Here is a 20,735-nt window from a genome sequence, read left to right on the forward strand (position 1 = left end):
CCACTTTTATGCCTACTCTTTCGCCAGATCTCGAATTTGCACGGTTTTGCCCGATCCTGGGTGTCGTTCAGAAAGTCAGGGAAACCCTGCATCCAGTGATCGATCTCGGTGTCGGTGTGCCGGGTTTTCTTCCGGCGCCGCACATCGTCGAAGCGGCCGTCAAAGCTGCCTGCGAACACACCGGCGGTTATGGCTCAAGCCGCGGAGATGAAGCGCTGCTGGCGGCGTATCTGGGTTACCTGCATGGACAGGGGTTCACGCACTATCGCGAGCAGAATCTGGTGGCCGGCCTCGGCGCCAAGCACCTGTTGTTCAGTGTGCTGCGCGCGATCATCCGCCCCGGCGACGAGATCCTCGTGTCCACCCCTTGCTGGCCGACCTATTTCGACATTGCCGATCTGGTCGGAGCGGGCGTGGTCAACGTCACCTGCTCGGCGCAAACCGGTTTCAAGATGACGGCGCAAGCCCTTGAAGAAGCCTTGTCCGACAAGGTGCAGGTGGTGATGCTGAACTCGCCGGGCAACCCTACCGGCGCCGTGTATTGCGCCGAGGAACTCGCTGCGTTGGCACAGGTGCTGCGTAAAAAGGATGTCTGGATCATTTCGGATGACGTCTATCAGCGATTCGTCTACGACATGGATAGCTGCCCCAGTCTGCTGTCGGTCGCACCGGATCTGAGCGACCGCATCATCAAGATCGACAGCGTATCCAAACTCTATGGAATGCCGGGCTGGCGCGTCGGGCTGTTGGCGGCCAATGAACGAATTGCCGCCGCAGTCACCACGCTCAATTCCAACTCGATCTCCAATATCCCGCCGATCGCGGCGGCTGCGGCAGCGGCGGCCTTCAGCGGTGACCAGGCGTTCTCCTACGCCGCAAGAGACCGCTTGTACAGTCAGCGCCAGGCATTGCTCGCCGACTTGCAGGGGGCGCCACACCTGAGGTTCTGCGAACCAGCGGGGGCGTTTTATCTGTTCATGGATATCAGCCAGGTCCTGGGCAAATCCCTGCACGGCAGGTTGATCGCCGATGACGAGGCATTTTGCGCCTTGCTGCTGGAGGAATACGGCGTCGCGCTGATTCCCGGCAGCTTTTTTGGCGCACCGGGTCATGCGCGATTGTCGTACTCCAGCGATGTCGAGCAGGTCAGGTCCGGGGCCGCGCGCTTGAGAGAGTTCCTGTCTGCCGTTTCGTGATTACCGGTCTGGCAGGGGCGAGGTCTGGCGACGTTGAAGTGTCCTGGAACGGGGGGGGCTGGCTGCGCCACGTCTGCTGCCGGGAGGAAACACACGTAAGGGAAGCGGTTCACTATAAGGAAATACCTTGATGAAAAATGCCTTTGCAATCGTAGGCTGCGGCGCGACGGCTATCGCATTCCTGCAACGTCACCTGGATCGCGTCGCGGCATGCAACGCACCGGCCGGGACCATTTACCTCTTCGAAAAACGCGAAGACTTCGGGCGCGGCGCGGCATATGAGGCTGATTTGCAGAGCAACATCCTCAATACCAAGACAGGTTTCATTACGCCCTATCCGCATCTCCTTGGTCATTTCCAGCGTTGGTTAGAGGACCATCCCGGGGCGTGGCGGCATGCCTTTCCCGAGTTTTGTCCGACCCCGGAGAGCTTTGCTCCGCGGGCCTTGTTCGGCGTTTATTTGCAGCACCAGATCAAGAAGATCGTATTGCGTGGCGCCTCGCTCGGCTGCCAATTGGTGCTGATGAATGCCGAGGTCTGCGCTATCGATCTGATTGACGGAATGGAGACCGTGCGGACGCAATGCGGGCTGAGTATCGCCACGCACAAGGTCTTGCTGTTCTGCGGGCCGTTGGCCAAGAAAATTGATCCGGACCAGCACGACGAGCGCGTCCTGGCGACACCCTATCCGGTTGCGCGCCTGCTCAAAACAATCTCCCCGGACGAGCGGGTGGCCGTCATCGGTGCGCGGTTGAGCGCCATTGACACGGTGATCGCGCTGATCGAGGGCGGGCATCGCGAGTTGATTCGCATGCATTCGCGTAGCGGCTATTTCCCCGTGGTTCGCGCAACCCAGGAGCGCGTCGAGCTCCAGCACCTGACCCGCGAGGGTGTTCGCGCGCTGGTCGCGCAAAACGGGCCTTTGCAGATTAGTGATCTGGTCGCACTGTTTCGCAAGGAACTGGCCGCCCACGACCCGGCCTCGGCGAGTGCCGTGATCCCTCTGCCAGCACCGCCGGCTGACGTCATCAGCTTCATCGAAAACGAGATCAATGCCTCGCAAGCACCGCGTATCTGGCAGGCCATCCTCTATGCAACCAACGGCTTCATCGAACACCTTTGGCAGGCGCTGGACGACACTGCACAAGCCAGGTTCATGAAAGAGTATTTCAGCTTCTTCATGGCTTACCGCGTCTCCATCCCGGCGGAAAACGCGCGCAAGATCCTCGGTTACCTGCGAAGCGGCCAGCTGGAGTTCATCCCCGGTGCGTTTACCGCACCCGAGCCAGTTGATGTGCCGGGACTGAGCATTCGGGTGGCGGGCTGTGAGCATGTCTATGATCGGGTGATCTACGCAACGGGCTTTCCTCGAGATGCGAACCTCATTGAGTCGACCTTGCTGAGCTCGCTGATCAACAACGGCACGGCCACCTGTCATCCTATGGGGGGCATCTGCGTCGACCCGGATACCTACCGCATTCAGGGCCGGACGGGCTCGGCGCGGCAGATTTATGCGGTTGGCGAGCTGACCGTGGGACAGTTCTTCTTCACCTCTGCGCTGGAAATCAACGGGCGACACGCCTTCTGTTGCGCGGACGCGCTGCAATGGCGCGAAGAAACGCACAGGGTTGAGCGCGTGGAAGAGCATGTCTGAAAATCAGCGGCGCGGCAGTGGTGAGTGGCCTGACATTCCGAACGTCTGCCTCTACACACTGGCGGACAGTTATCGAGAGTGGGCAAAGACCTATTTGAAGTCAGAACACGATGAGAATCGAGTTTGAAACAGGTGAAATGAAGCGTCATGAAAAAGACAACCCTGGCCTTCAGTCGCGTCTCACCCAGCCAGGCATTTACTCAAGTATGGCTTTTCACGCAGGGCGGCGAGTTCGGCTGGTATCCCTGGATGGCGGACACCCGAATTGACGACTGTATTCTCGGCTGAATTGCGATGGGCTTTCGTAGCCCACTCGATAACATGCACTCGCCACATCCAGCCCTTCGCCGAGCATCAGACGGCGGGCTTCCTGCAGACGGAGTTGCTTCTGATACTGCAGCGGACTCATGGCCGTCACTGCCTTGAAGCGGTGATGCAAAGTAGAGCTGCCCAAATTGGCTACCCGGGCAAGCTCTTCGATGCGTAATGGTTGGGTGTAGTGGTTATTCAACCAATCGATTGCTCGCGTCACCCGCCGCGTTTGCGAATCACCGAGGGCCAGCTCATACAGACGGCGGCCGTGTACACCTCGTACGAGGCGATAATACAGTTCCCGCAAGGCAAGCGGCGCCAGCATGCCGATGTCCCGTGGCGTCTCTAGCAATCGCACCAGCCGAAGCATTGTTTCCAGCAGGGGAACATCGACTTTTTCAAGGAAAAGACCAAGTTCCGGTTCGTCCGGGACTCCCGTCGGAGGAGCATCGGCGATGACCTGAGCGATGTCCGTAGCCTCGAAATCAAAACGGATACACAGATAGGGCGCCTCGGGGCTGGCCACCAGCACACGACCAGAAACCGGAAGTGTCACCGATACCACCAGGTAACTGAGTGGGTCGTACAGGTAACGGTCGTCACCCAGGCCGATTTCCTTTTGCCCTTGCACGATCAGGCAAAGTGCCGGCTTGTGAACGGTATGGATAAGCTCGGAGGGAGTGTCAAAACGAATGACATGCAGAGGCGCTATGGCGGTCTCATAGAGACCCGGCGCCGGAAACCGTTGTGTCAGTAGACGGACCAGTTCGTCGCGGTAAATGGCTGTGTTTTGAAGGATGAAAGCATCGCTTTGTTCCATTTCAAAGCTCTCACAAATGTTTAATAGGGCCTGCCTGGGGCTGTCCAGGCAGACGGCATACACCCGACATCATCAAATCGCTCATTGCCGAAAAAGAACCATGCCGGCGTGATACAGCACATCGTCCTGAAAATACCCATCGGCGGTGAAGCCGCTATCGTCCCAGTACTGGATGTAGTTGCCCACCATTTCGTAGCGGCCTTGATAGGCGCTCCTGTTTTTACCACGGGCCTCATCGTAACGCCCAGTCTCCAGAAGCTCGTGACGGATGAACCCATCAGCAGTGACCCACATGCCTGCGTAACGATGATCGTGAACGGCGTCTTTGGCATTTTTCATAAGGTGCTCTCCTCGATTCATTGACGTTGCTCAGCTGAGGGGCCTGCCGTGGCCTGTTTCTGCATCCGTTGCGTGTTTTCAGATTACGTAGCTGAGTGGAGCGGCGTTAGATCGAAACTGTCGCAGATTTGCCTGATCCTCTCGGGATCGCCGGCAATGCCTGGCAGGTTCATTGCTGCGGCTGTTCACCCGGCAGTCACGGTCATGCCGCCGTCGGCCATGACCACCGAGCCGACCAGGAAACTGGCCCGATCCGAGGCGACGAAGGCGACCACTTCAGCGATTTCCTCCGGTTGTGCTGCGCGGCCGATGGGGGCGGCTTCACCGTGTCTGGCAAGAAATGCAGGGCCATCGTCGACCACCTCGTTGAGGATATTGGTCACCACATCCCCCACGCCGATGGCATTGACACGGATGCCGTGGGCAATGACCTCGAGCGCCAGGGTGCGCGTCAGTTGGGCAAGCGCACCTTTGGAGGCGGTGTAGGCTGAAATGGTAGGGAAAGCGAAATACGATGCGTAGGACGCGATGTTGACAATCGAACCGGATTGATTAGGGATCATCGCTTTGACCGCTTCGCGACTATGCAGGAATGCCGCCGTGGCATTGACCGCTTGAATGCGCTCCCAATCTTCACGGGTCATGTCGATGACCAGTTTGTTGATGATGATGCCGGCGTTATTGACCAGGATGTCCAGCCGACCGAATTGTTCGACAGCCAATGCGACCGCGCGCTCCGCGGCGCCGTCCTGAGTGATGTCGGCTACCAGGGGGACGAGGCCCGGGCGAGCCAGCGTCTCCACCTCGGGGTTCATATCTTCGGCGATGACCTTCGCCCCGCGGGCGTGCAGCAAAAGCGCGATCGCCTTGCCGATGCCACTGGCCGCGCCAGTTACCAGAGCGACTTTGCCTGCTACTTCGTTTGGCGTGCTGTTGTTGATATCGGTCATGATGTTCTCCAGCGTTGTGATCCAGTAAGGGTGTGCCGTTCCTGCGCCTGCAAGGCGCTGTCATCGGCGACAGGTGTACTTTCACGCAACGAGGGGAAGCCGGCTTTCGCGGGTTTGCCGAAGCTGTCGGAGTTTTGCGCTGAATGTAATTGGGCAAGGCTTGGCGCTCTGTTCAATGAGCGGGAGAAGCGCACCTGGCTTTGCGTAACCGAGTTGAAAAGGACATGTTCATGGCGAATACCGAGCGGCCGTCCCTGGAACAGGCGTCGACATCCTCCCCAGGCATACGCATCACTGGGGAGTCGATGCGTGAATACCTGCCAGGCGAGCCGCAGGCTTTATCCGCGCACCCGGAAATCAAGGACATTGTGATTCAGTTGTTCACCCATTGCAGCGTCATTGAACCCATTCTGGTGCCTGCGGTGGTGGAGCCGCTGCTCGTACTGGTGCTGGCGGGGGCGGCGAGGGTGGAGGAGCGCGTACTGGGTGGAGAGTGGGAAGCGGCAGATGTCAGCGCTGGCGATTTCTTCCTCACCAGTTCCGATGAGCCGTATGAAATGCGCTGGCAGACTCGCGGGGGCGATACCTTCGAAGTCATGCACCTCTATCTGGGTTTACCGCTGATCGAGCAAGCTTCGAGGGAGCTGCTGGGTGAACACGTAAGGGCTGTACGGTTGCGCGATGTATCAGGTGCACGGGACGCACGAGTTGCGTTTGTCATGGAGCAGTTGCGCACTGAGTGGGTCGAAGAGCGCTCGCCCAGCTCCCTTTTCGCCCGCTCTCTGGCACAAGCGCTGGCAGTACATCTTGTGCGCACCTATCTCTGCGACATCCAGCCTGGGCGTCGGGTCAACGCATTACAAGCGTACAAGCTGCGCAAAGTCACTGACGCGATGACTGCGCATCTGAGCGCTGAATTCAGCCTGGCAAAGCTGGCAAGGCTCGCCGAGCTAAGTGACTACCACTTCAGCCGCATGTTCAAGCGTGCTACGGGACTGTCGCCTTCACAGTATTTCATTCGCTTGCGCATGGTCCGCGCGCGGCAGCTGTTGCTTGAGACCCGGCGTAGCGTCATCGACGTCGGACTGGAGGTCGGCTACTCAAGCCCAAGTCACTTCTCCCAGGTGTTTCGTCGTGAGGTTGGCGTAACGCCCAGCGAGTTTCGTGGGGCTTGAGTGCCGCCCCTTAAGCCAGACGATACCATCATGTGCCAGCCCCTGCGCACAGACACGAATAGGCAAAGATTGCGCAGGTTTCGGCACGCGTCGATCAGGCAAGTGCCCTTAACCTTTTCGACGTACCCAGCAGCCGTGCCCGCGCTACCAGCGGTCAGCGCTGACATTCAATGCATAGAGCAGGAGATAAGGATATGTCGAGCATCCACAACAAAGTCGTACTGATTACCGGGGCAAGCAGTGGTATTGGCGAAGCTGCGGCCAGGCTGATCGCAGCCAAAGGTGCCAGCGTGGTGCTTGGTGCCCGTCGTACTGAGCGTCTGGAAAAACTTGTGAGCGAGATCCGGGCCGAAGGTGGCTCGGCAAGTGCCTGCGCGCTGGACGTTACGGATTTGAGTGCAATGCAGGCGTTCGTGGATTTTGCCAAGGCGCAATACGGCAAGGTGGATGTGATCATCAACAATGCCGGCGTGATGCCGCTGTCTCCTCTGGCCTCGTTGAAGGTCGCGGAATGGAACCAGATGCTCGACGTCAACGTTCGCGGGGTGCTGCATGGCATTGCCGCCGTCTTGCCGGGCATGGAGGCGCAAGGGTACGGGCAGGTCATCAATATTTCATCGATCGGCGGCCTTGCGGTGTCCCCGACAGCCGCAGTGTATTGCGCTACAAAGTTCGCGGTCAGGGCTATCTCGGATGGCTTGCGACAGGAAACGGACAAGATTCGGGTAACCGTGGTCTGCCCGGGAGTTGTCGAATCCGAACTGGCCGATTCGATTTCCGATGAGGTGGCGCGAGAGGAAATGAGAGCCTTCCGTCGCGTGGCGCTCAACGCAGATGCCATTGCGCGAGCGCTCGCCTATGCCATCGAACAGCCCGACGATGTTGATGTCAGTGAAATTGTCGTTCGTCCTACTGCTAGCCCGCATTGAGCAGTCTTGGGGAGAAAGCCTGCTTTTTTGACTCGGGCAATTTCAGTTGACCGCAAAGCGCTAGAGTCAGGGTGGGGCTGGGCAAATTACGGAAAAAATGCGGAAACGGGCCATGACGACGTAACAGGAATCGTCTGCCCCAGAAACGACAAAGCCCTGAATAATCAGGGCTTTGTCGGTACAAATATGGCGGAGGCGATGGGATTCGAACTCATGGACCTGTTACAGTCGACGGTTTTCAAGACCGTTGCCTTAAACCACTCGGCCACACCTCCGTTTGCGTTGCGGGCGCCATAATACCTGAATGAAACACACTGTCAAACTCTCTGCATGGCTTGTTACAGAGCGTCTGTTATGATCTTTGCGACTGAACGTTTCAAACCAACAGGAGTGTCGCCATGCGCGAACAGGATTACGCAGTTAATAACAGCGTGCAGGCTGAGCAGCTAGAGGTTAGCCGCGTCCTGCGCAACACATACGGCTTGCTCGCTCTCACCCTCGCATTCAGCGGCGTGATGGCGTTCGTCGCTCAGCAGATGCGTGTCGGCTACCCGAATATTTTCGTGGTGCTGATCGGTTTCTACGGGCTTTTCTTCCTCACCAACAAGCTCCGTGACTCGGCCTGGGGCCTGGTGTCGGCATTTGCCCTGACTGGTTTCATGGGGTTCCTGCTCGGCCCGATCCTCAACCGGTACCTGGGCATGCAGGGCGGCGCTGAAGTCGTCAGTTCGGCTTTCGCGATGACAGCGCTGGTGTTCGGTGGTCTGTCGGCTTACGTGCTGATCACCCGTAAGGACATGAGCTTCCTCGGTGGTTTCATCACGGCAGGCTTCTTTGTGCTGCTGGGCGCGACGCTGGCGAGCTTCTTCTTCCAGATCAGCGGTCTGCAACTGGCGATCAGCGCAGGTTTCGTGCTGTTCTCCTCGGTCTGCATTCTGTTCCAGACCAGCGCCATCATTCATGGCGGCGAGCGTAACTACATCATGGCGACCATCAGCCTGTATGTATCGATCTACAACCTGTTCGTCAGCTTGTTGCAGCTGTTCGGCATCATGAGCCGCGATGATTAATCGCAGGCTCTAAGTAAAAAACCCGCTCAGGCGGGTTTTTTATTGCCCGGAATTAGGGCTCATTCCGTGATGATAATGCTGCCATCGGCCTGCTGGCGGTAGATTGTATAGGGCAGGAGCAACGTATCGAGGGCGCCGGAAATGACTACGTCGATGAGGACAATGGCCGGAGCACTGTCATGCACCTGCGCATCCCGTCCTTTTTGCAGGGGGGCATTGAGCATGCAGAAATCGTAAGTCACGCCGCTGTAGATACGGGGAACGGCACCGCAGTAACTTTTGTACTCCTTGAGATCCTTCGCCGCCACTTCGTCACCGCGAAGCACAGTCTGTACCGTACCGCAACCCGTCAGCATCAACGCCGCGAGTAAAACCACCTGAATTTTCATACCGCCAATCCTTCGCCGGAAAACTGTCAATTTACGCGTTTCCAATCAAAACCGCACTCATGCCATCGGTGGCAAGCGGCGCTTGACCGGTGTCTTCTTGACGATGGCGGTGTTGGTTTCGGCGTGGGTGTTGAGGCGATCGAGCAGGGTGTCCAGTTGTTCCATCGAGCGTACATGCAGGCGCGCGATGAAGCAGTCGTCGCCGGTGACCTTGTCGCACTCGGTGAACTCGGGGATGGCCTGAATCTGCCGCTCGACTTCCTGCAACTGGCCCGGCAACGGGCGTATCCGTACGATGGCCTGGAGTTGATAGCCGAAGCATTTCGGGTCGATTTCGACGGTGTAACCCTTGAGCACGCCACGCTCTTCCAGCCTGCGCAAACGCTCGGCAACGCTGGGTGAGGACAAGCCGCTGATCTGCGCCAGGGCCTTGAGCGAACGGCGGGAATCTTCCATCAATGCGCTGATGAGCACTTGGTCGATGTTGTCGGTCATGGCAAATCCCCTGTTAGGCAGTTGACGGAATACGCCTTGATAAAAAAGGCAGAAACCGAGTTTAGCCTGCTTTTTGCGCTGGAGAAGCCCTTGGGCGGATTGTCATAATTTGGGCTCAATCACAGGAGTCTGATGATGGACAAAACAATACGTCGCGGTTCATTTGAAATGACCGCCGCCATGCTGATCTCCGGGACCATCGGTTGGTTCGTGCTGGTGTCCGGGCAGCCCGTGCTGGACGTGGTGTTCTGGCGGTGCGTGTTCGGCGCCGGCACGCTGTTGCTGATCTGCGCGGCATTCGGCTTTCTGCGCCCGGGCATCCTCACCCGCACCACGTTCTTGCTGGCGGTGCTCAGCGGCGTGGCGATTGTCGGCAACTGGGTGCTGTTGTTCGCCTCTTATTCTCGTGCATCGATTGCCATCGGCACGGCGGTTTATAACGTTCAACCGTTCATGCTGGTGGGGTTGGCGGCGCTGTTCCTGGGCGAGAAAATCACCCTGCAAAAGCTGTTCTGGCTGGGTATTTCGTTTCTCGGGATGCTGGCGATTGTCAGCGCACATGGCGAGCAGGGCGCGAGTGGCAACGATTACCTGATGGGCATCGGCCTGGCGTTGGGCGCTGCGTTTCTGTACGCGATTGCGGCGTTGATCATCAAACACCTGACCGGCACGCCGCCGCACTTGATTGCCCTGATCCAGGTCAGCACCGGCGTGCTGTTACTCGCACCTTTCGCGCATTTTTCGGCATTGCCACAAGCGCCAAGCGCCTGGGCCAGCCTGGTGACGCTGGGTATCGTTCACACCGGCGTGATGTATGTGCTGCTGTACGGCGCGATTCAGAAACTGCCGACGGCATTGACCGGCGCGTTGTCGTTCATCTACCCGATTGCGGCGATTTTCGTGGACTGGTTTGCCTTCGGCCACCGCCTGGAGCCGCTGCAATGGATCGGTGTTGCCGCGATTCTGCTGGCCGCCGCTGGCATGCAGCAGGGCTGGGGCCTGAAGACTCGTCGCGCGGTCACCCAATAAACAGGCGTCAGATGTTCCAGCGCGGCGCGGTCTTGGCCAGTCGCTGGCGCATCTCGCCGATGTTCGATGCGAACTGGCGGATCAATAACCGATACCCGTCCAGCGCGTTATAAACGGGCGCTTCGAGACTTGAATCAACCGGCACATCGACGGGGCGACTGAGGCGCTGTGATGCGCCGGTTTTCAGCGCCCGGGCCATGCCGATCAGTTGCACGCGAATCTGTCGGTGCTCGGCTTTGAAACTCGATTGCAGATGGGCCATGGCGTCGCGATCGTTGGCATCGGGCCGGGTGTTGCCGAGGATCTCCAGGGTGCTGACGCACATCCGCAAATTGCGCTGGATGGCATCGAGCTCAGTCATGGAAATCTTCACTTCCTTGGACACCGACGGCATCAGCGAACGCAGTTGCACCATCGCTGCGTTCAGGCGATTCATGAGCTTCAGGTGTTCGTCATCGGAGACGGACTGACCATCGATGATGCGCCCGTAAATCGTCGCGCAATCGCGCAGCGAGTTGGCCAGGTTGTAGCGCCAGGAATAAACCGCATACGACGGCAGGGCGAAGGAAAAGGCCAGGGCCAACGCCACGCCAATCAGAATATCCACGCCGCGCCACAGTCCGTCGGAGATCGGGTTGTCACCATGCCCGGCGACAATAAACACCGTGATCCCCGCCAGCAACGCGGTGTAACCGCCCTTGCCGATGGCGTGATACGAGAAGAATCCGCACACCACCGACATCACAAAATAGGTCAGCCACGGCATTCCGAGCCAGGCCTGTTGCGCCACCAACAGCAAGCCGATGGTGGCGCCGATCAACGTGCCGACGGCGCGCTCGGCGGCTTTTTTGCCGATGTTGCCGTGGTGCTGCAAACCGCCGATCACCACCAGCATCGTCACCGACGCCCACTCACCGTGGGGCAGGTTGATGCCGGTGGTCAGCATGATCGATGCCAGCAACCCCAGCGACACGCGGACCGCGTGGATCAGCTTGGCGTAGCGATAGCGCCGATACGGGTCCAGCAACGGACGCAGTAGCCGACGCAGCAGCGGTGGCAGTCGATGGGCTCTGAACGTGTTCAGGCTTGGTGTCCTCAGAAGATGTAATCGGTGGTCAGGAAACTCGAACTGCGTCCGCTGATGATCTCGCTGATGAGTTCCTTGTTGGTTTCCTGGAATTTGGTGGCCACCAGCGTGCGAATCGAGAACACTCGCAACGCGTCATGTACCGACAGCGTGCCTTCGGCGGAGTTTTTGCGGCCGTTGAAAGGATAGGTGTCCGGGCCGCGTTGGCACTGGGCGTTGAGGTTGATCCGGCCGACCTGGTTGGCAAAGGTGTCCACCAGCCGACCGACCGCCACCGGGTTGGTGCCGAAGATACTCAACTGCTGGCCGAAGTCCGATTCCAGGACGTAGTCGATCACCGTGTCGAGATGCCGGTAAGGCACGATTGGCACCACCGGGCCAAACTGCTCTTCCTGATAGACGCGCATCTGCGGCGTCACCGGGAACAACACCGCCGGGTAGAAGAACGACGCCCGCGCCTCACCGCCATTCGGGTTCACCACCTTGGCGCCTTTGCTGACCGCGTCCGCGACCAGCGAGTGCAGGTAATCGACCTTGCTCGCTTCCGGCAGCGGCGTCAGCGCAACACCGCTTTCCCACGGCATACCCGGTTTCAGGGTGGCCAGTTTGGCGTTGAATTTCTCGATGAACGATTCGACCACGTCTTCATGGACGAAGAGGATTTTCAGGGCGGTGCAACGCTGACCGTTGAACGACAGCGAGCCGGTCACTGCTTCGTTGACCGCGTTGTCCAGATCGACCTCCGGCAACACGATCCCCGGGTTCTTCGCATCCAGCCCCAGTGCCGCGCGCAAGCGGTGGGGTTTCGGGTGGAGTTTTTTCAGGTCGCTGGCGGCTTTGTTGGTGCCGATAAACGCAAAGATATCGATCTTGCCGCTGGCCATCAGTGCGCTGACGGTCTCGCGGCCGCTGCCGTAGATCACGTTGATCACTCCGGCCGGGAAGCTGTCGCGAAAAGCTTCCAGCAGCGGACGAATCAACAGCACGCCCAGCTTGGCCGGTTTGAACACCACGGTGTTGCCCATGATCAGCGCCGGAATCAGCGTGGTGAAGGTTTCGTTCAGTGGGTAGTTGTAAGGGCCCATGCACAAGGCGACGCCCAGTGGAACGCGGCGGATCTGCCCGAGCGTGTCCTGTTCCAGCTCGAAGCGGCTGGAGCGGCGGTCGAGTTCCTTGAGGGCGTTGATGGTGTCGACAATGTAATCGCAAGTGCGATCGAACTCTTTCTCGGAGTCCTTGAGGTTCTTGCCGATCTCCCACATCAGCAGCTTGACCACCGCCTCACGCTGTTCGCGCATGAGGCCCAGAAATGTTTCGACGTGCTGGATGCGTTCGGCCACGCGCATGGTCGGCCACAGTCCCTGACCCCGGTCATAGGCGCGGACGGCGGCGTCCAGCGCGGTCAATGCAGTTTCAGCGTCGAGCAGCGGCGTGCTGCCGAGGATCACTTGTTCGTCGCCATTTTCGCCGGTCAGGTACACCGGGCTGCGGACTTGGGCGAGGGGGCCGGACCAGGTTTTCAGTTCGCCATCGACCAGGTATTCACGCTGCTCGGTCTGACCGTCGAGGCGGTATTTTTCCGGGATGTCACTTGAATCGGGAAACAGGTTGCCAAGGATATGTGCTGTGGTCATGTCGCTACCCCGTCTGGATTGGGTGATGAACTGATGAATCGTTTTAGCAGACCTCGGTCTCGCTTGTCATGACTCATCTCATCGTTCGGCGGTTCAGGGTTTTCGATCGTGGAACGGCCGGCACCTACGGTCATGGCCTCAGATGCCCCCCTTGTTGGCCCCCAATGCCCTCAACCCGTGCGCGTTGGTGCCTTATTGTTGACCTGTGCCTGATCACAATAAAAAGTGCTCCCCGCGAGGGATGCCCAACGAGAGGACAACCATGCGGGCCAGTCGAGTCTCTGAAAAGCCTAGCCTTTGTTTGGCGTTGATGGGCGGCATCTTCGCCGCGCTGCTGAGCGGTTGTGGCGATGAGCGGAAAAGCCCGGCGGTGCACGGCGACGCGGCCAACGCCATTCCCACAATAAGAACGGCGGATGCGATTCATGACGATGGATTTAACACGGCGCCAACTGCTGCAACGGGCGAGCGTCATTGGCGCCTTCACCGCGCTGGGCTCAACCCCCGCGTTGGCCGAGTTCCTGCGCGGGCCACGGCTGATTCCCTGGCGTAACTGGTCGGGCGGCCAGAGTTGCTTGCCGGCAGCCGCACCTTGCGTCGGCGCCTGACCGAACATGCGCTGACTTTCGAGACGCTGCTGGAACAAGTACGCCAGGCCCGGACGATGAGCCTGCTGGCCAACCCGGACCTGTCCATCGAGCGCATCACCGAAGAAGTCGGCTACAGCGACGTGCGCAGCTTTCGCCGAGCCTTCAAACGCTGGACCGGCATGAGCCCGAGCGCGTTTCGCAATGAATCCCCACTCTCCACAAATCCCATGTAGCAACTGACTTGTGGTGAGGGGATTTATCCCCGTTCGGCTGCGTAGCAGTCGTAAAACCTGAACGCACGGTCTATCTGGCGCACCGAGTTGTCTCATTTCACGACGGCTTCGCCGCCGAACGGGGATAAATCCCCTCACCACAAGGAAGCTGCGACAGGGAGTGCACAGAAAGGCTCATCCCCGGTTAAACTCCGCGCTCTTTTTAAGGAGTTCATATGAGTTACTACCAGCCGGGCATTCTCGCCACCCCCGTTCCGCCTCAAGCCCGTCATATGTTCTTCGCCCTCGAATCCGCCGAAGCCTTGCCAGCCGCGCTCGATAACTTGATGCAGCTGGTGGACGGAAAGTCGGTGGTGGTCGGCTTTGGTGAATCCCTGGTCAAGGCGCTGCACGCGCAGATCGATGGCCTGCGACCGTTTCCGGCGCTGACCGGTGTCGGCGTCGACAACCCGTCGACCCAACACGCGCTCTGGTGCTGGCTGCATGGCGTCGACCGTGGCGAGTTGCTCAATCGCAGCCACGCCATCGAAGACGCGCTGGCCCCGGCCCTGCGCCTGGTGCAGATGAACGAAACCTTCCGCCACATGACCGGCCACGACCTGACCGGCTACGAAGACGGCACCGAAAACCCGCACGACGAAGCCGCCGTGGCCGCCGCGCTGTTGGGCGACGGCGCTGAAGGCCTGGTCGGTGGCAGCTTCGCCGCGATCCAGCAGTGGCAGCACGACCTGAAAGGCTTCCACGCGATGCCGTCCCATGAAAAGGACAACATCATGGGCCGACGCTTGAGCGATAACGAAGAGCTGGATGACGCGCCGATTTCCGCCCACGTCAAACGCACCGCCCAGGAAAGCTTCGCCCCTGAGGCGTTCGTGGTCCGACGCTCGATGCCGTGGATCGAAGGGGATCGTGCCGGCCTGATGTTCCTGGCGTTCGGTTTTTCCCTCGATGCGTTCGAGGCCCAGCTGCGACGCATGAGCGGACTGGAAGATGGCATCACCGACGGTTTGTACCGCATCAGCCGCCCGATCACTGGCGGTTACTATTGGTGCCCGCCGCTCAAGGACGGTCATCTGGACCTGCGCGCCTTGCGCATCGGCTAAGGATCAAGGAGAAAACATGGACGTCGTACGCTGGGGCATGATCGGTTGTGGCAGTGTCGCCGAACGCAAGAGCGGGCCGGCCTTTTACAAGGCGCCCGGCTCGGCGCTGGTGGCAGTGATGGGGCGACGGCTGGAGGCGGTCACCGACTACGCCGCACGCCACGGCATCGCCAGGGTTTACACCGATGCACAGGCGCTGATCGATGATCCCGAGGTGGACGCGGTATACATCGCCACGCCCCCCGACAGTCACCATGCCTATAGCTTGATGGTCGCTGCGGCCGGCAAGCATTGCTGCGTCGAAAAACCGATGGCGCTGAATGCCGGGCAAAGCCGCGAGATGCAACAGGTCTTTGTCGACGCCGGATTGCACCTGTTCGTGTCCTATTACCGACGCTCGCTACCGCGCTTTCAACAAGTGCGGCAGTGGTTGGAGGAGGGGCGGATCGGCGAGGTGCGGCATCTGTCCTGGACCCTGACCAAAGCACCTTCCCCGAACGATCTGGGTGGCGCCGACAATTGGCGCACGAATCCGGTGATGGCCGGCGGCGGCTACTTCGCCGACCTGGCCAGTCATGGTCTTGACCTGTTCCAGTATCTGCTCGGCGATATCGTCGAAGTCGCCGGTTTCACCGCGCGGCAGGCCGGTTTGTATGCCGCCGAAGACGCCGTCAGCGCCAGTTGGCGGTTCGCTTCGGGTGCCCTGGGCATGGGCTGCTGGAATTTCGTGGCGGATCGCCGAGAAGACCGGGTCGAGCTGATCGGCAGCAAGGGCCGGATCAGTTTTTCAGTGTTCGATGAACACCCGGTGCAGCTTGAAGCGTATGAGCACCTGAGCCTGCTCATCGACCATCACGAGCACATCCAGTGGCATCACGTGCTGGGCATGAACGCTCACATCCGTGGCGTTTCGCAGCATCCGGCGGTGGCCGAACAGGCGCTGAAAACCGATTGGGTGATGGACCAGATCCTCAAGCGCACCTGAAACCTCCCGAGTTCACTCACGAAACGGAATCGCTGGATCAGCTGCCGACCACCGCGAGGCTGCGTTGTGGCGCAGTGCCGGTTATCAGCCATTGCGATGCGGTACGCCGAGCGGTCTATGCTTGCCAGTGCGCCCATCGTAATGGGAGAACTCTGATGATCAACGTACGCACCGCCCGCATGCTTGCCGATTACAAGCAATGGGCCGATCAGCGCCTCTTTGACAGCCTGGCCGCATTGCCGCCGGGAGAGGTCAACAAGGCGCGAGTGTCGGTGTTCAAGAACATGATCGGCACCCTGAACCACATCTACGTCGTGGACTGCATCTGGCAGGCTCACCTCGAAGGCCGAGGGCACGGCTTCAAAACCTCACACGATCTGCTGCATCCCGACCTCGCTGATTTGCACATGGCGCAAAGGGAGATCGATCACTGGTATTGCAACTGGAGCGCCCGACAGACAGAGAGGTCGCTGGATAAACCCGTCGAGTTCACTTTTGTCTCGGGCGAAAGCGGCACCATGAGCGCCGGGGCGATGCTGCTGCACGTGGTCAATCACGCCAGTTATCACCGTGGCTGGGTGATCCAGATGTATTTCGACATTCCCGCCATGCCGCCGATGACCGACATGCCGATCTTTCTGCGCGAGACCGATCCGGATTTCAACTCGCTCAGAGCACCGGCAGTTCAGCCGACATGTGTTGGGCAATTCGCGAGCGCAACCAACGTTCTGCCGGATCGTTATCGTTGACCCCGTTCCAGACCATGGACAGTTCGGACAGCACGATGTCAAACGGCGGGTCGTCGGCTCGCAGCTGGTTGCTGCCTTCGATCAACGCACACGCGGCGTAGTCCGGCACCGTGGCCAGCATATCGGTGCCGGTCAGCAAGGCGCGCAGCCCGGAGAACTGCGGCACCGCCAGCACCACCCGCCGCGAGCGGCCGATGCGTGCCAGATCGTTGTCGATGGCACCGGTCAAATCCCCGGAAAACGACACCAGCGCATGGGGACGTTCGCAATACTCATCCAGGGTCAATGGACCCGGACGGTTATCGCCACGCAGAATCTTCACGCTCAAGTCCCGCAACTTCTTGCGCTTGGCATTGGCCGGCAGTTCCGTGGTGTAGCTGATCCCGACGGAAATCTCCCCGGAGGAGAGCATCGGTGACATCAACAGGTAATTCACCCGCCGCACCACCACCACGACGTTCTGCGCTTCTTCGCGTATCTGCTTGAGCAGCGGCGGAAACAGACCGAACTCGGCGTCGTCGGACAGGCCGATGCGAAACACATCACGGCTGGTCGACGGGTCGAAATCCTTGGCCCGGCTGACCGCACCGGAGATGGTGTCCATCGCCGGCTGCAACTCCTTGAGAATCGCCAACGCCCGTTGGGTCGGCTCCAGCACCCGACCGTTGCGCACCAGCAACGGATCGTCGAACAGATCGCGTAACTTCGCCAGCGAAGCACTGACCGCAGGCTGACCGAGGAACAGCTTCTCCCCGGCCCGGGTCAGGTTCTTCTCGAACATCAACGTTTCGAAAATCACCAGCAGGTTCATGTCCACGCGGCGCAGGTCGTTGCGGTTCATGGAGGGGTACTCGCAGGGTTTTTGGGGTCTTTTCAGTAAAGCATCAAACCCTGTGGCGAGAGAGCGCCGGTGATGAGGGGGTTACCTGTGATGCAAGGCCCACCTGAAATGAAAGCCCTACCCGTGGCGCAGGGATTTACCTGTGGCGAGGGAGCTTGCTCCCGCTCGACTGCGCAGCAGTCGTAAACCCTGTGCATGCGGTGTACCTGAATGACCGCAGTTGCAGGTTTTGGGGCCGCTTCGCGACCCAGCGGGAGCAAGCTCCCTCGCCACAGAAAGCGGCGCTTATTTGGGCAGATCAATCTTGTCCAACACCCGGTTCGCGGTGATCTCCGCCACCATGATGCTGTTGGAGATACCCAGCAGGGCGTAGCGCGACTCTCCCTCCAGGTGATCCACCAACTGATGGACCATCACGTCGACCGAGGCGAGTATTTCGACCAGATAGACCGCCAGGGTTTCGGCCGTGGCCTCGGGGTCTACGGAGAACAGGGTGCTGCGGGTTCGCGGGGTGGCTTTGATGTCGGCGTTCGATGGGAAGTGGAAGTCGAGGGCTCGCTCGGCGGCCTCGTTGAGTTTTTTTGAATCGGGTTCATACGGGGATGCCGGATCGGCGTCCGGTGGGTTGGGCGTTACTTTGAACATAGATGCTTCCCTTTTGTAGTAGGGGCCGCAACCATCTCGCGACTAAACGAGGGGGTGGCAGCCGTGCGCAAGTTAGTCGACCGGCAAGGAAAAGCAAAAATCCGGCGCGTCCGAAGACGCCTTGCGCACAGCTGCCATAAAGTACAGGCGAATACCTGACTGACAATGCTCATGCGACCGCTTTAACTTAGCCGGGCGACTAAACCCGATCACTGATGGGCAGTGACGGGAATCAAGTTACCGAGCAGCCCCAAGGCGCACAAGCCGGCGGATTCTGGCGCAGCCGTAGGCAACGGCGCAAGGTTTTGTAGCTTTCAGGAAGTATCTTTGAGGGCGTTTAAACAAGCGCTGTTTCGGTGTTAAACAGGCGAGCGCGACAGGACCTATTCATCCACCCATCATCCCCTCGCCACAGGGGTTTTGTGAACTCCAGACATTGAGGTTTTGCAGGCCAAAAGGTTTTTGATCGCTCCCACGCGTGGGAACGATCAATGCGGGCCCGGCTCGGTCAGCACCTTCCTGAACGTCTCCACCAACGGCCGCAAATTGATCCGGTGCCACGCTGCCCACAAGGGCGTGGTAAACGAAATCCACGGCACTTCCCGCAACACCACGCCCGGCGGTGCGTTGCGGCTCAAGCCTTTCTGAATCATCGCAATCCCCAGCCCCGACGCCACCAGCCCCAACGCGGTGAAAGGCTCGGTGGCTTCCATGCGAATGTCCGGGGTGAAACCGGCGCGGATGCAGGCGCTGACGAAGTCTTCGCGGCTGGCGCAATTCTGGCGGTGTTGCACGCCGATCCATTCCTGATCGGCCAGGTCCGCCGGGGTCAGCGTGGCCTGCAGGGCCAGGGGATGGTGTTCGGGCAGGGCCAGCAGCATCGGGTCGTCCAGCACTTGAAAACCCAGCAGGTCCGGGTCATCGGCGACGGGCGGTTCACTGACCAGCGCGATATCCAGACTACGCTGGCGCAGGCCTTCGAGTTGTTCGGCGGAGCTCAGGTTGTACAGCGCAACGTGCACGCTCGGTCGGTCGACGCGCAGCACCCGCAAGGCATTGGGCAACACGCCGGCGTGCATGGCATTCTCGATGTAGCCGATGCACAAGCCGCCTTCTTCGCCGCGACCGAGGCGTTTGCCCAGGGATTCGAGGCGGCTGGCGTGGGTCAGCAGGGCGCGGGTTTCGGCGAGGAAGGTCTGGCCGTCGCGGGTCAGGCGGATGCGCTGTTGGCTGCGCTCGAACAGGGTCAGGCCCAGGCGTTCTTCGAGCTGGGCGATCTGCCGGCTCAGGGGCGACTGGGAAATGTGCAAACGTTCGGCGGCGCGACCGACGTGTTCTTCTTCGGCGACGACGACGAAGTAGCGCAATTGGCGAATGTCGATCATGTCAGACCTATCAGGACTTAAGTGCTGCGCATTATGTCTTGGACGGTCCGACCATCGCAATCTAGGATCTGCTCAACGGTCAGGCAACTGACCACTGAAACTGACGAGGATTGAATCATGAGCTTGAAAGACAAACTGCCCGGCACGCTGGGTTTCGGTACCGCTCCACTGGGCAACATGTTCCGCGCGATTCCTGAAGACGAGGCGCAGGCCACCGTTCACGCAGCCTGGGACGCTGGCGTCCGTTACTTCGACACCGCGCCGTTCTACGGCTCGGGCCTGTCGGAGATTCGCCTGGGCACCGCACTGGCCCAATACAACCGCGACGACTACGTGCTGAGCAGCAAAGTTGGCCGGGTCATCCTGGATGAAGTCGAAGACGCTGCCGCCCGCGACCTGGGTGAAAAGAGCGGGGTGTTCGAACACGGCCGCCCGAACAAGATCGTCAACGACTACAGCGCCGACGCAACGATGCGCTCGATCGAAGACAGCCTCAAGCGCCTGCAAACCGATCGCCTCGACATCGTCTGGGTGCATGACATCGCTCAGGACTTCTACGGCGATCAATGGCTGGAATACTTCAATCAGGCCCGTACCGGCGCGTTCAAAGTGCTGACCCGTTTGCGCGAAGAAGGCGTGATCAAGGGCTGGGGCCTGGGCGTGAACAAGGTCGAACCTTGTGAACTGACCCTTGATCTGACCGAAGCCCAGCCGGACGGTTTTCTGCTGGCGGGTCGCTACACTCTTCTCGACCACGACCGGGCCTTGCAACGTCTGATGGACGCAGCCCTGGCGCAGAACGTCGAGATCGTGGTCGGCGGTCCTTACAGCTCGGGCATTCTGGCCGGCGGTACGCACTTCGAATACCAGAAAGCCAGCCCGGCCATCGTCAACAAAGTCGAGCAGATCAAACGCATCGCGGCTGCCCACGGTGTCGACATCAAGGCTGCAGCCTTGCAGTTCTCGCTGGCCAACCCGGCCGTGGCGGCGGTGATTCCGGGCTCAAGCCGTCCGGACCGGATTGCTGAAGATGTTGCGGCACTGTCGGCCGTGATCCCCGCTGCATTCTGGCAGGCGATGCGTGACGCGAAACTGGTGAGCGAACGCGCTCCATTGCCAATCTGA

20 protein-coding genes, 1 tRNA gene and 2 pseudogenes are annotated in these 20,735 nt (G+C 59.8%); 12 read left to right on the forward strand and 11 right to left on the reverse strand.

Annotated elements, in window-relative coordinates:
* Positions 1 to 8: 8 nt before the first annotated feature.
* Together DJ564_RS13695 and DJ564_RS13700 are read left to right on the forward strand one after the other, a co-directional pair.
* The gene (locus DJ564_RS13695; RefSeq protein ID WP_109630095.1) at positions 9 to 1,196 is read left to right on the forward strand and encodes an aminotransferase class I/II-fold pyridoxal phosphate-dependent enzyme; all 1,188 of its coding nucleotides are present in this window, start codon (positions 9 to 11) and stop codon (positions 1,194 to 1,196) included.
* A gap of 130 nt (positions 1,197 to 1,326) precedes the next feature.
* Positions 1,327 to 2,850 (forward strand): FAD/NAD(P)-binding protein, encoded by a 1,524-nt coding sequence (locus tag DJ564_RS13700; RefSeq protein ID WP_109630098.1) that lies wholly within the window; start codon positions 1,327 to 1,329, stop codon positions 2,848 to 2,850.
* Positions 2,851 to 3,064: 214 nt separating this feature from the next.
* On the opposite strand, the gene DJ564_RS13705 is transcribed toward DJ564_RS13700, so the two are convergent.
* The 3 genes from DJ564_RS13705 to DJ564_RS13715 all read right to left on the reverse strand — a co-directional run bounded on the left by DJ564_RS13705 (position 3,065) and on the right by DJ564_RS13715 (position 5,271).
* Positions 3,065 to 3,982: an AraC family transcriptional regulator gene (locus tag DJ564_RS13705; RefSeq protein WP_109630100.1), complete on the reverse strand. Its 918-nt coding sequence runs from the start codon at positions 3,980 to 3,982 to the stop codon at positions 3,065 to 3,067.
* An 81-nt stretch (positions 3,983 to 4,063) separates the two neighbouring features.
* Complete coding sequence (locus tag DJ564_RS13710) at positions 4,064 to 4,321, reverse strand: Atu4866 domain-containing protein (protein ID WP_109630103.1); 258 nt, start codon at positions 4,319 to 4,321, stop codon at positions 4,064 to 4,066.
* Between the two features lie 185 nt (positions 4,322 to 4,506).
* On the reverse strand, positions 4,507 to 5,271 hold the full coding sequence (locus DJ564_RS13715) for an SDR family NAD(P)-dependent oxidoreductase (protein ID WP_109630106.1): 765 nt from the start codon (positions 5,269 to 5,271) through the stop codon (positions 4,507 to 4,509).
* Between the two features lie 230 nt (positions 5,272 to 5,501).
* On the opposite strand from DJ564_RS13715, the gene DJ564_RS13720 reads away from it, so the two are divergent.
* Together DJ564_RS13720 and DJ564_RS13725 are read left to right on the forward strand one after the other, a co-directional pair.
* Positions 5,502 to 6,446, forward strand: coding sequence for a helix-turn-helix domain-containing protein (locus DJ564_RS13720; protein WP_109630109.1), 945 nt, complete (start codon positions 5,502 to 5,504; stop codon positions 6,444 to 6,446).
* A gap of 194 nt (positions 6,447 to 6,640) precedes the next feature.
* The gene (locus DJ564_RS13725; protein ID WP_109630111.1) at positions 6,641 to 7,375 is read left to right on the forward strand and encodes an SDR family oxidoreductase; all 735 of its coding nucleotides are present in this window, start codon (positions 6,641 to 6,643) and stop codon (positions 7,373 to 7,375) included.
* 187 nt (positions 7,376 to 7,562) lie between these two features.
* On the opposite strand, the gene DJ564_RS13730 is transcribed toward DJ564_RS13725, so the two are convergent.
* Positions 7,563 to 7,650: transfer RNA gene (locus DJ564_RS13730), tRNA-Ser, on the reverse strand.
* 123 nt (positions 7,651 to 7,773) lie between these two features.
* Between DJ564_RS13730 and DJ564_RS13735 the strand changes: the two genes are divergently transcribed.
* The gene (locus DJ564_RS13735; RefSeq protein WP_008006561.1) at positions 7,774 to 8,445 is read left to right on the forward strand and encodes a Bax inhibitor-1/YccA family protein; all 672 of its coding nucleotides are present in this window, start codon (positions 7,774 to 7,776) and stop codon (positions 8,443 to 8,445) included.
* Positions 8,446 to 8,504: 59 nt separating this feature from the next.
* Here DJ564_RS13735 and DJ564_RS13740 read toward each other — a convergent pair whose 3' ends face one another.
* Both DJ564_RS13740 and DJ564_RS13745 read right to left on the reverse strand, forming a co-directional pair.
* On the reverse strand, positions 8,505 to 8,834 hold the full coding sequence (locus DJ564_RS13740; protein WP_109630114.1) for a YceK/YidQ family lipoprotein: 330 nt from the start codon (positions 8,832 to 8,834) through the stop codon (positions 8,505 to 8,507).
* A gap of 57 nt (positions 8,835 to 8,891) precedes the next feature.
* Positions 8,892 to 9,329 (reverse strand): Lrp/AsnC family transcriptional regulator, encoded by a 438-nt coding sequence (locus tag DJ564_RS13745; protein WP_109630117.1) that lies wholly within the window; start codon positions 9,327 to 9,329, stop codon positions 8,892 to 8,894.
* A gap of 135 nt (positions 9,330 to 9,464) precedes the next feature.
* Here DJ564_RS13745 and DJ564_RS13750 point away from each other — a divergent pair, with 135 nt between their 5' ends.
* Positions 9,465 to 10,358 carry a DMT family transporter gene (locus tag DJ564_RS13750; protein ID WP_109630120.1) on the forward strand — a complete coding sequence of 298 codons (894 nt, stop codon included), beginning with the start codon at positions 9,465 to 9,467 and terminating at the stop codon, positions 10,356 to 10,358.
* 7 nt (positions 10,359 to 10,365) lie between these two features.
* Here DJ564_RS13750 and DJ564_RS13755 read toward each other — a convergent pair whose 3' ends face one another.
* Positions 10,366 to 11,385, reverse strand: coding sequence for an FUSC family protein (locus DJ564_RS13755; RefSeq protein ID WP_178082299.1), 1,020 nt, complete (start codon positions 11,383 to 11,385; stop codon positions 10,366 to 10,368).
* Between the two features lie 68 nt (positions 11,386 to 11,453).
* On the reverse strand, positions 11,454 to 13,079 hold the full coding sequence (locus DJ564_RS13760) for an NADP-dependent glyceraldehyde-3-phosphate dehydrogenase (protein ID WP_109630126.1): 1,626 nt from the start codon (positions 13,077 to 13,079) through the stop codon (positions 11,454 to 11,456).
* Positions 13,080 to 13,510: 431 nt separating this feature from the next.
* Between DJ564_RS13760 and DJ564_RS13765 the strand changes: the two are divergent.
* The 5 genes and pseudogenes from DJ564_RS13765 to DJ564_RS13785 form a co-directional block, all read left to right on the forward strand.
* Positions 13,511 to 13,666: pseudogene (locus DJ564_RS13765) on the forward strand (twin-arginine translocation signal domain-containing protein); the annotation flags it as partial.
* Positions 13,648 to 13,902: pseudogene (locus tag DJ564_RS13770) on the forward strand (helix-turn-helix transcriptional regulator); the annotation flags it as partial. The pseudogenes DJ564_RS13765 and DJ564_RS13770, both read left to right, overlap by 19 nt.
* 215 nt (positions 13,903 to 14,117) lie before the next feature.
* Complete coding sequence (locus tag DJ564_RS13775) at positions 14,118 to 15,005, forward strand: Dyp-type peroxidase (protein ID WP_109630129.1); 888 nt, start codon at positions 14,118 to 14,120, stop codon at positions 15,003 to 15,005.
* Positions 15,006 to 15,021: 16 nt separating this feature from the next.
* Positions 15,022 to 15,990 carry a Gfo/Idh/MocA family protein gene (locus DJ564_RS13780; RefSeq protein ID WP_109630132.1) on the forward strand — a complete coding sequence of 323 codons (969 nt, stop codon included), beginning with the start codon at positions 15,022 to 15,024 and terminating at the stop codon, positions 15,988 to 15,990.
* 155 nt (positions 15,991 to 16,145) lie between these two features.
* Positions 16,146 to 16,739, forward strand: a complete 594-nt coding sequence (locus DJ564_RS13785) for a DinB family protein (protein WP_109630134.1) — start codon at positions 16,146 to 16,148, stop codon at positions 16,737 to 16,739.
* Here DJ564_RS13785 and DJ564_RS13790 read toward each other — a convergent pair.
* The 3 genes from DJ564_RS13790 to DJ564_RS13800 form a co-directional block, all read right to left on the reverse strand.
* Positions 16,660 to 17,580, reverse strand: a complete 921-nt coding sequence (locus tag DJ564_RS13790; protein ID WP_109630137.1) for a LysR substrate-binding domain-containing protein — start codon at positions 17,578 to 17,580, stop codon at positions 16,660 to 16,662. The genes DJ564_RS13785 and DJ564_RS13790 overlap by 80 nt on opposite strands.
* 285 nt (positions 17,581 to 17,865) lie before the next feature.
* A complete protein-coding gene (locus DJ564_RS13795; RefSeq protein ID WP_109630140.1) occupies positions 17,866 to 18,225 on the reverse strand; it encodes a DUF6124 family protein in 360 nt (119 codons plus the stop codon).
* A gap of 488 nt (positions 18,226 to 18,713) precedes the next feature.
* Complete coding sequence (locus DJ564_RS13800; RefSeq protein ID WP_109630143.1) at positions 18,714 to 19,610, reverse strand: LysR substrate-binding domain-containing protein; 897 nt, start codon at positions 19,608 to 19,610, stop codon at positions 18,714 to 18,716.
* Positions 19,611 to 19,727: 117 nt separating this feature from the next.
* Between DJ564_RS13800 and DJ564_RS13805 the strand changes: the two genes are divergently transcribed.
* A complete protein-coding gene (locus DJ564_RS13805) occupies positions 19,728 to 20,735 on the forward strand; it encodes an aldo/keto reductase (protein ID WP_109630144.1) in 1,008 nt (335 codons plus the stop codon).

It is taken from the genome of Pseudomonas sp. 31-12, assembly GCF_003151075.1.
Lineage (GTDB): Bacteria > Pseudomonadota > Gammaproteobacteria > Pseudomonadales > Pseudomonadaceae > Aquipseudomonas.

Bases quoted from the DNA above. Each gene is read 5' to 3' on its own strand.
- DJ564_RS13695 (WP_109630095.1), top strand. From the start codon at position 9: ATGCCTACTCTTTCGCCAGATCTCGAATTTGCACGGTTTTGCCCGATC.
- DJ564_RS13700 (WP_109630098.1), top strand. From the start codon at position 1,327: ATGAAAAATGCCTTTGCAATCGTAGGCTGCGGCGCGACGGCTATCGCA.
- DJ564_RS13705 (WP_109630100.1), bottom strand. From the start codon at position 3,982: ATGGAACAAAGCGATGCTTTCATCCTTCAAAACACAGCCATTTACCGC.
- DJ564_RS13710 (WP_109630103.1), bottom strand. From the start codon at position 4,321: ATGAAAAATGCCAAAGACGCCGTTCACGATCATCGTTACGCAGGCATG.
- DJ564_RS13715 (WP_109630106.1), bottom strand. From the start codon at position 5,271: ATGACCGATATCAACAACAGCACGCCAAACGAAGTAGCAGGCAAAGTC.
- DJ564_RS13720 (WP_109630109.1), top strand. From the start codon at position 5,502: ATGGCGAATACCGAGCGGCCGTCCCTGGAACAGGCGTCGACATCCTCC.
- DJ564_RS13725 (WP_109630111.1), top strand. From the start codon at position 6,641: ATGTCGAGCATCCACAACAAAGTCGTACTGATTACCGGGGCAAGCAGT.
- DJ564_RS13735 (WP_008006561.1), top strand. From the start codon at position 7,774: ATGCGCGAACAGGATTACGCAGTTAATAACAGCGTGCAGGCTGAGCAG.
- DJ564_RS13740 (WP_109630114.1), bottom strand. From the start codon at position 8,834: ATGAAAATTCAGGTGGTTTTACTCGCGGCGTTGATGCTGACGGGTTGC.
- DJ564_RS13745 (WP_109630117.1), bottom strand. From the start codon at position 9,329: ATGACCGACAACATCGACCAAGTGCTCATCAGCGCATTGATGGAAGAT.
- DJ564_RS13750 (WP_109630120.1), top strand. From the start codon at position 9,465: ATGGACAAAACAATACGTCGCGGTTCATTTGAAATGACCGCCGCCATG.
- DJ564_RS13760 (WP_109630126.1), bottom strand. From the start codon at position 13,079: ATGACCACAGCACATATCCTTGGCAACCTGTTTCCCGATTCAAGTGAC.
- DJ564_RS13775 (WP_109630129.1), top strand. From the start codon at position 14,118: ATGAGTTACTACCAGCCGGGCATTCTCGCCACCCCCGTTCCGCCTCAA.
- DJ564_RS13780 (WP_109630132.1), top strand. From the start codon at position 15,022: ATGGACGTCGTACGCTGGGGCATGATCGGTTGTGGCAGTGTCGCCGAA.
- DJ564_RS13785 (WP_109630134.1), top strand. From the start codon at position 16,146: ATGATCAACGTACGCACCGCCCGCATGCTTGCCGATTACAAGCAATGG.
- DJ564_RS13790 (WP_109630137.1), bottom strand. From the start codon at position 17,580: ATGAACCGCAACGACCTGCGCCGCGTGGACATGAACCTGCTGGTGATT.
- DJ564_RS13795 (WP_109630140.1), bottom strand. From the start codon at position 18,225: ATGTTCAAAGTAACGCCCAACCCACCGGACGCCGATCCGGCATCCCCG.
- DJ564_RS13800 (WP_109630143.1), bottom strand. From the start codon at position 19,610: ATGATCGACATTCGCCAATTGCGCTACTTCGTCGTCGTCGCCGAAGAA.
- DJ564_RS13805 (WP_109630144.1), top strand. From the start codon at position 19,728: ATGAGCTTGAAAGACAAACTGCCCGGCACGCTGGGTTTCGGTACCGCT.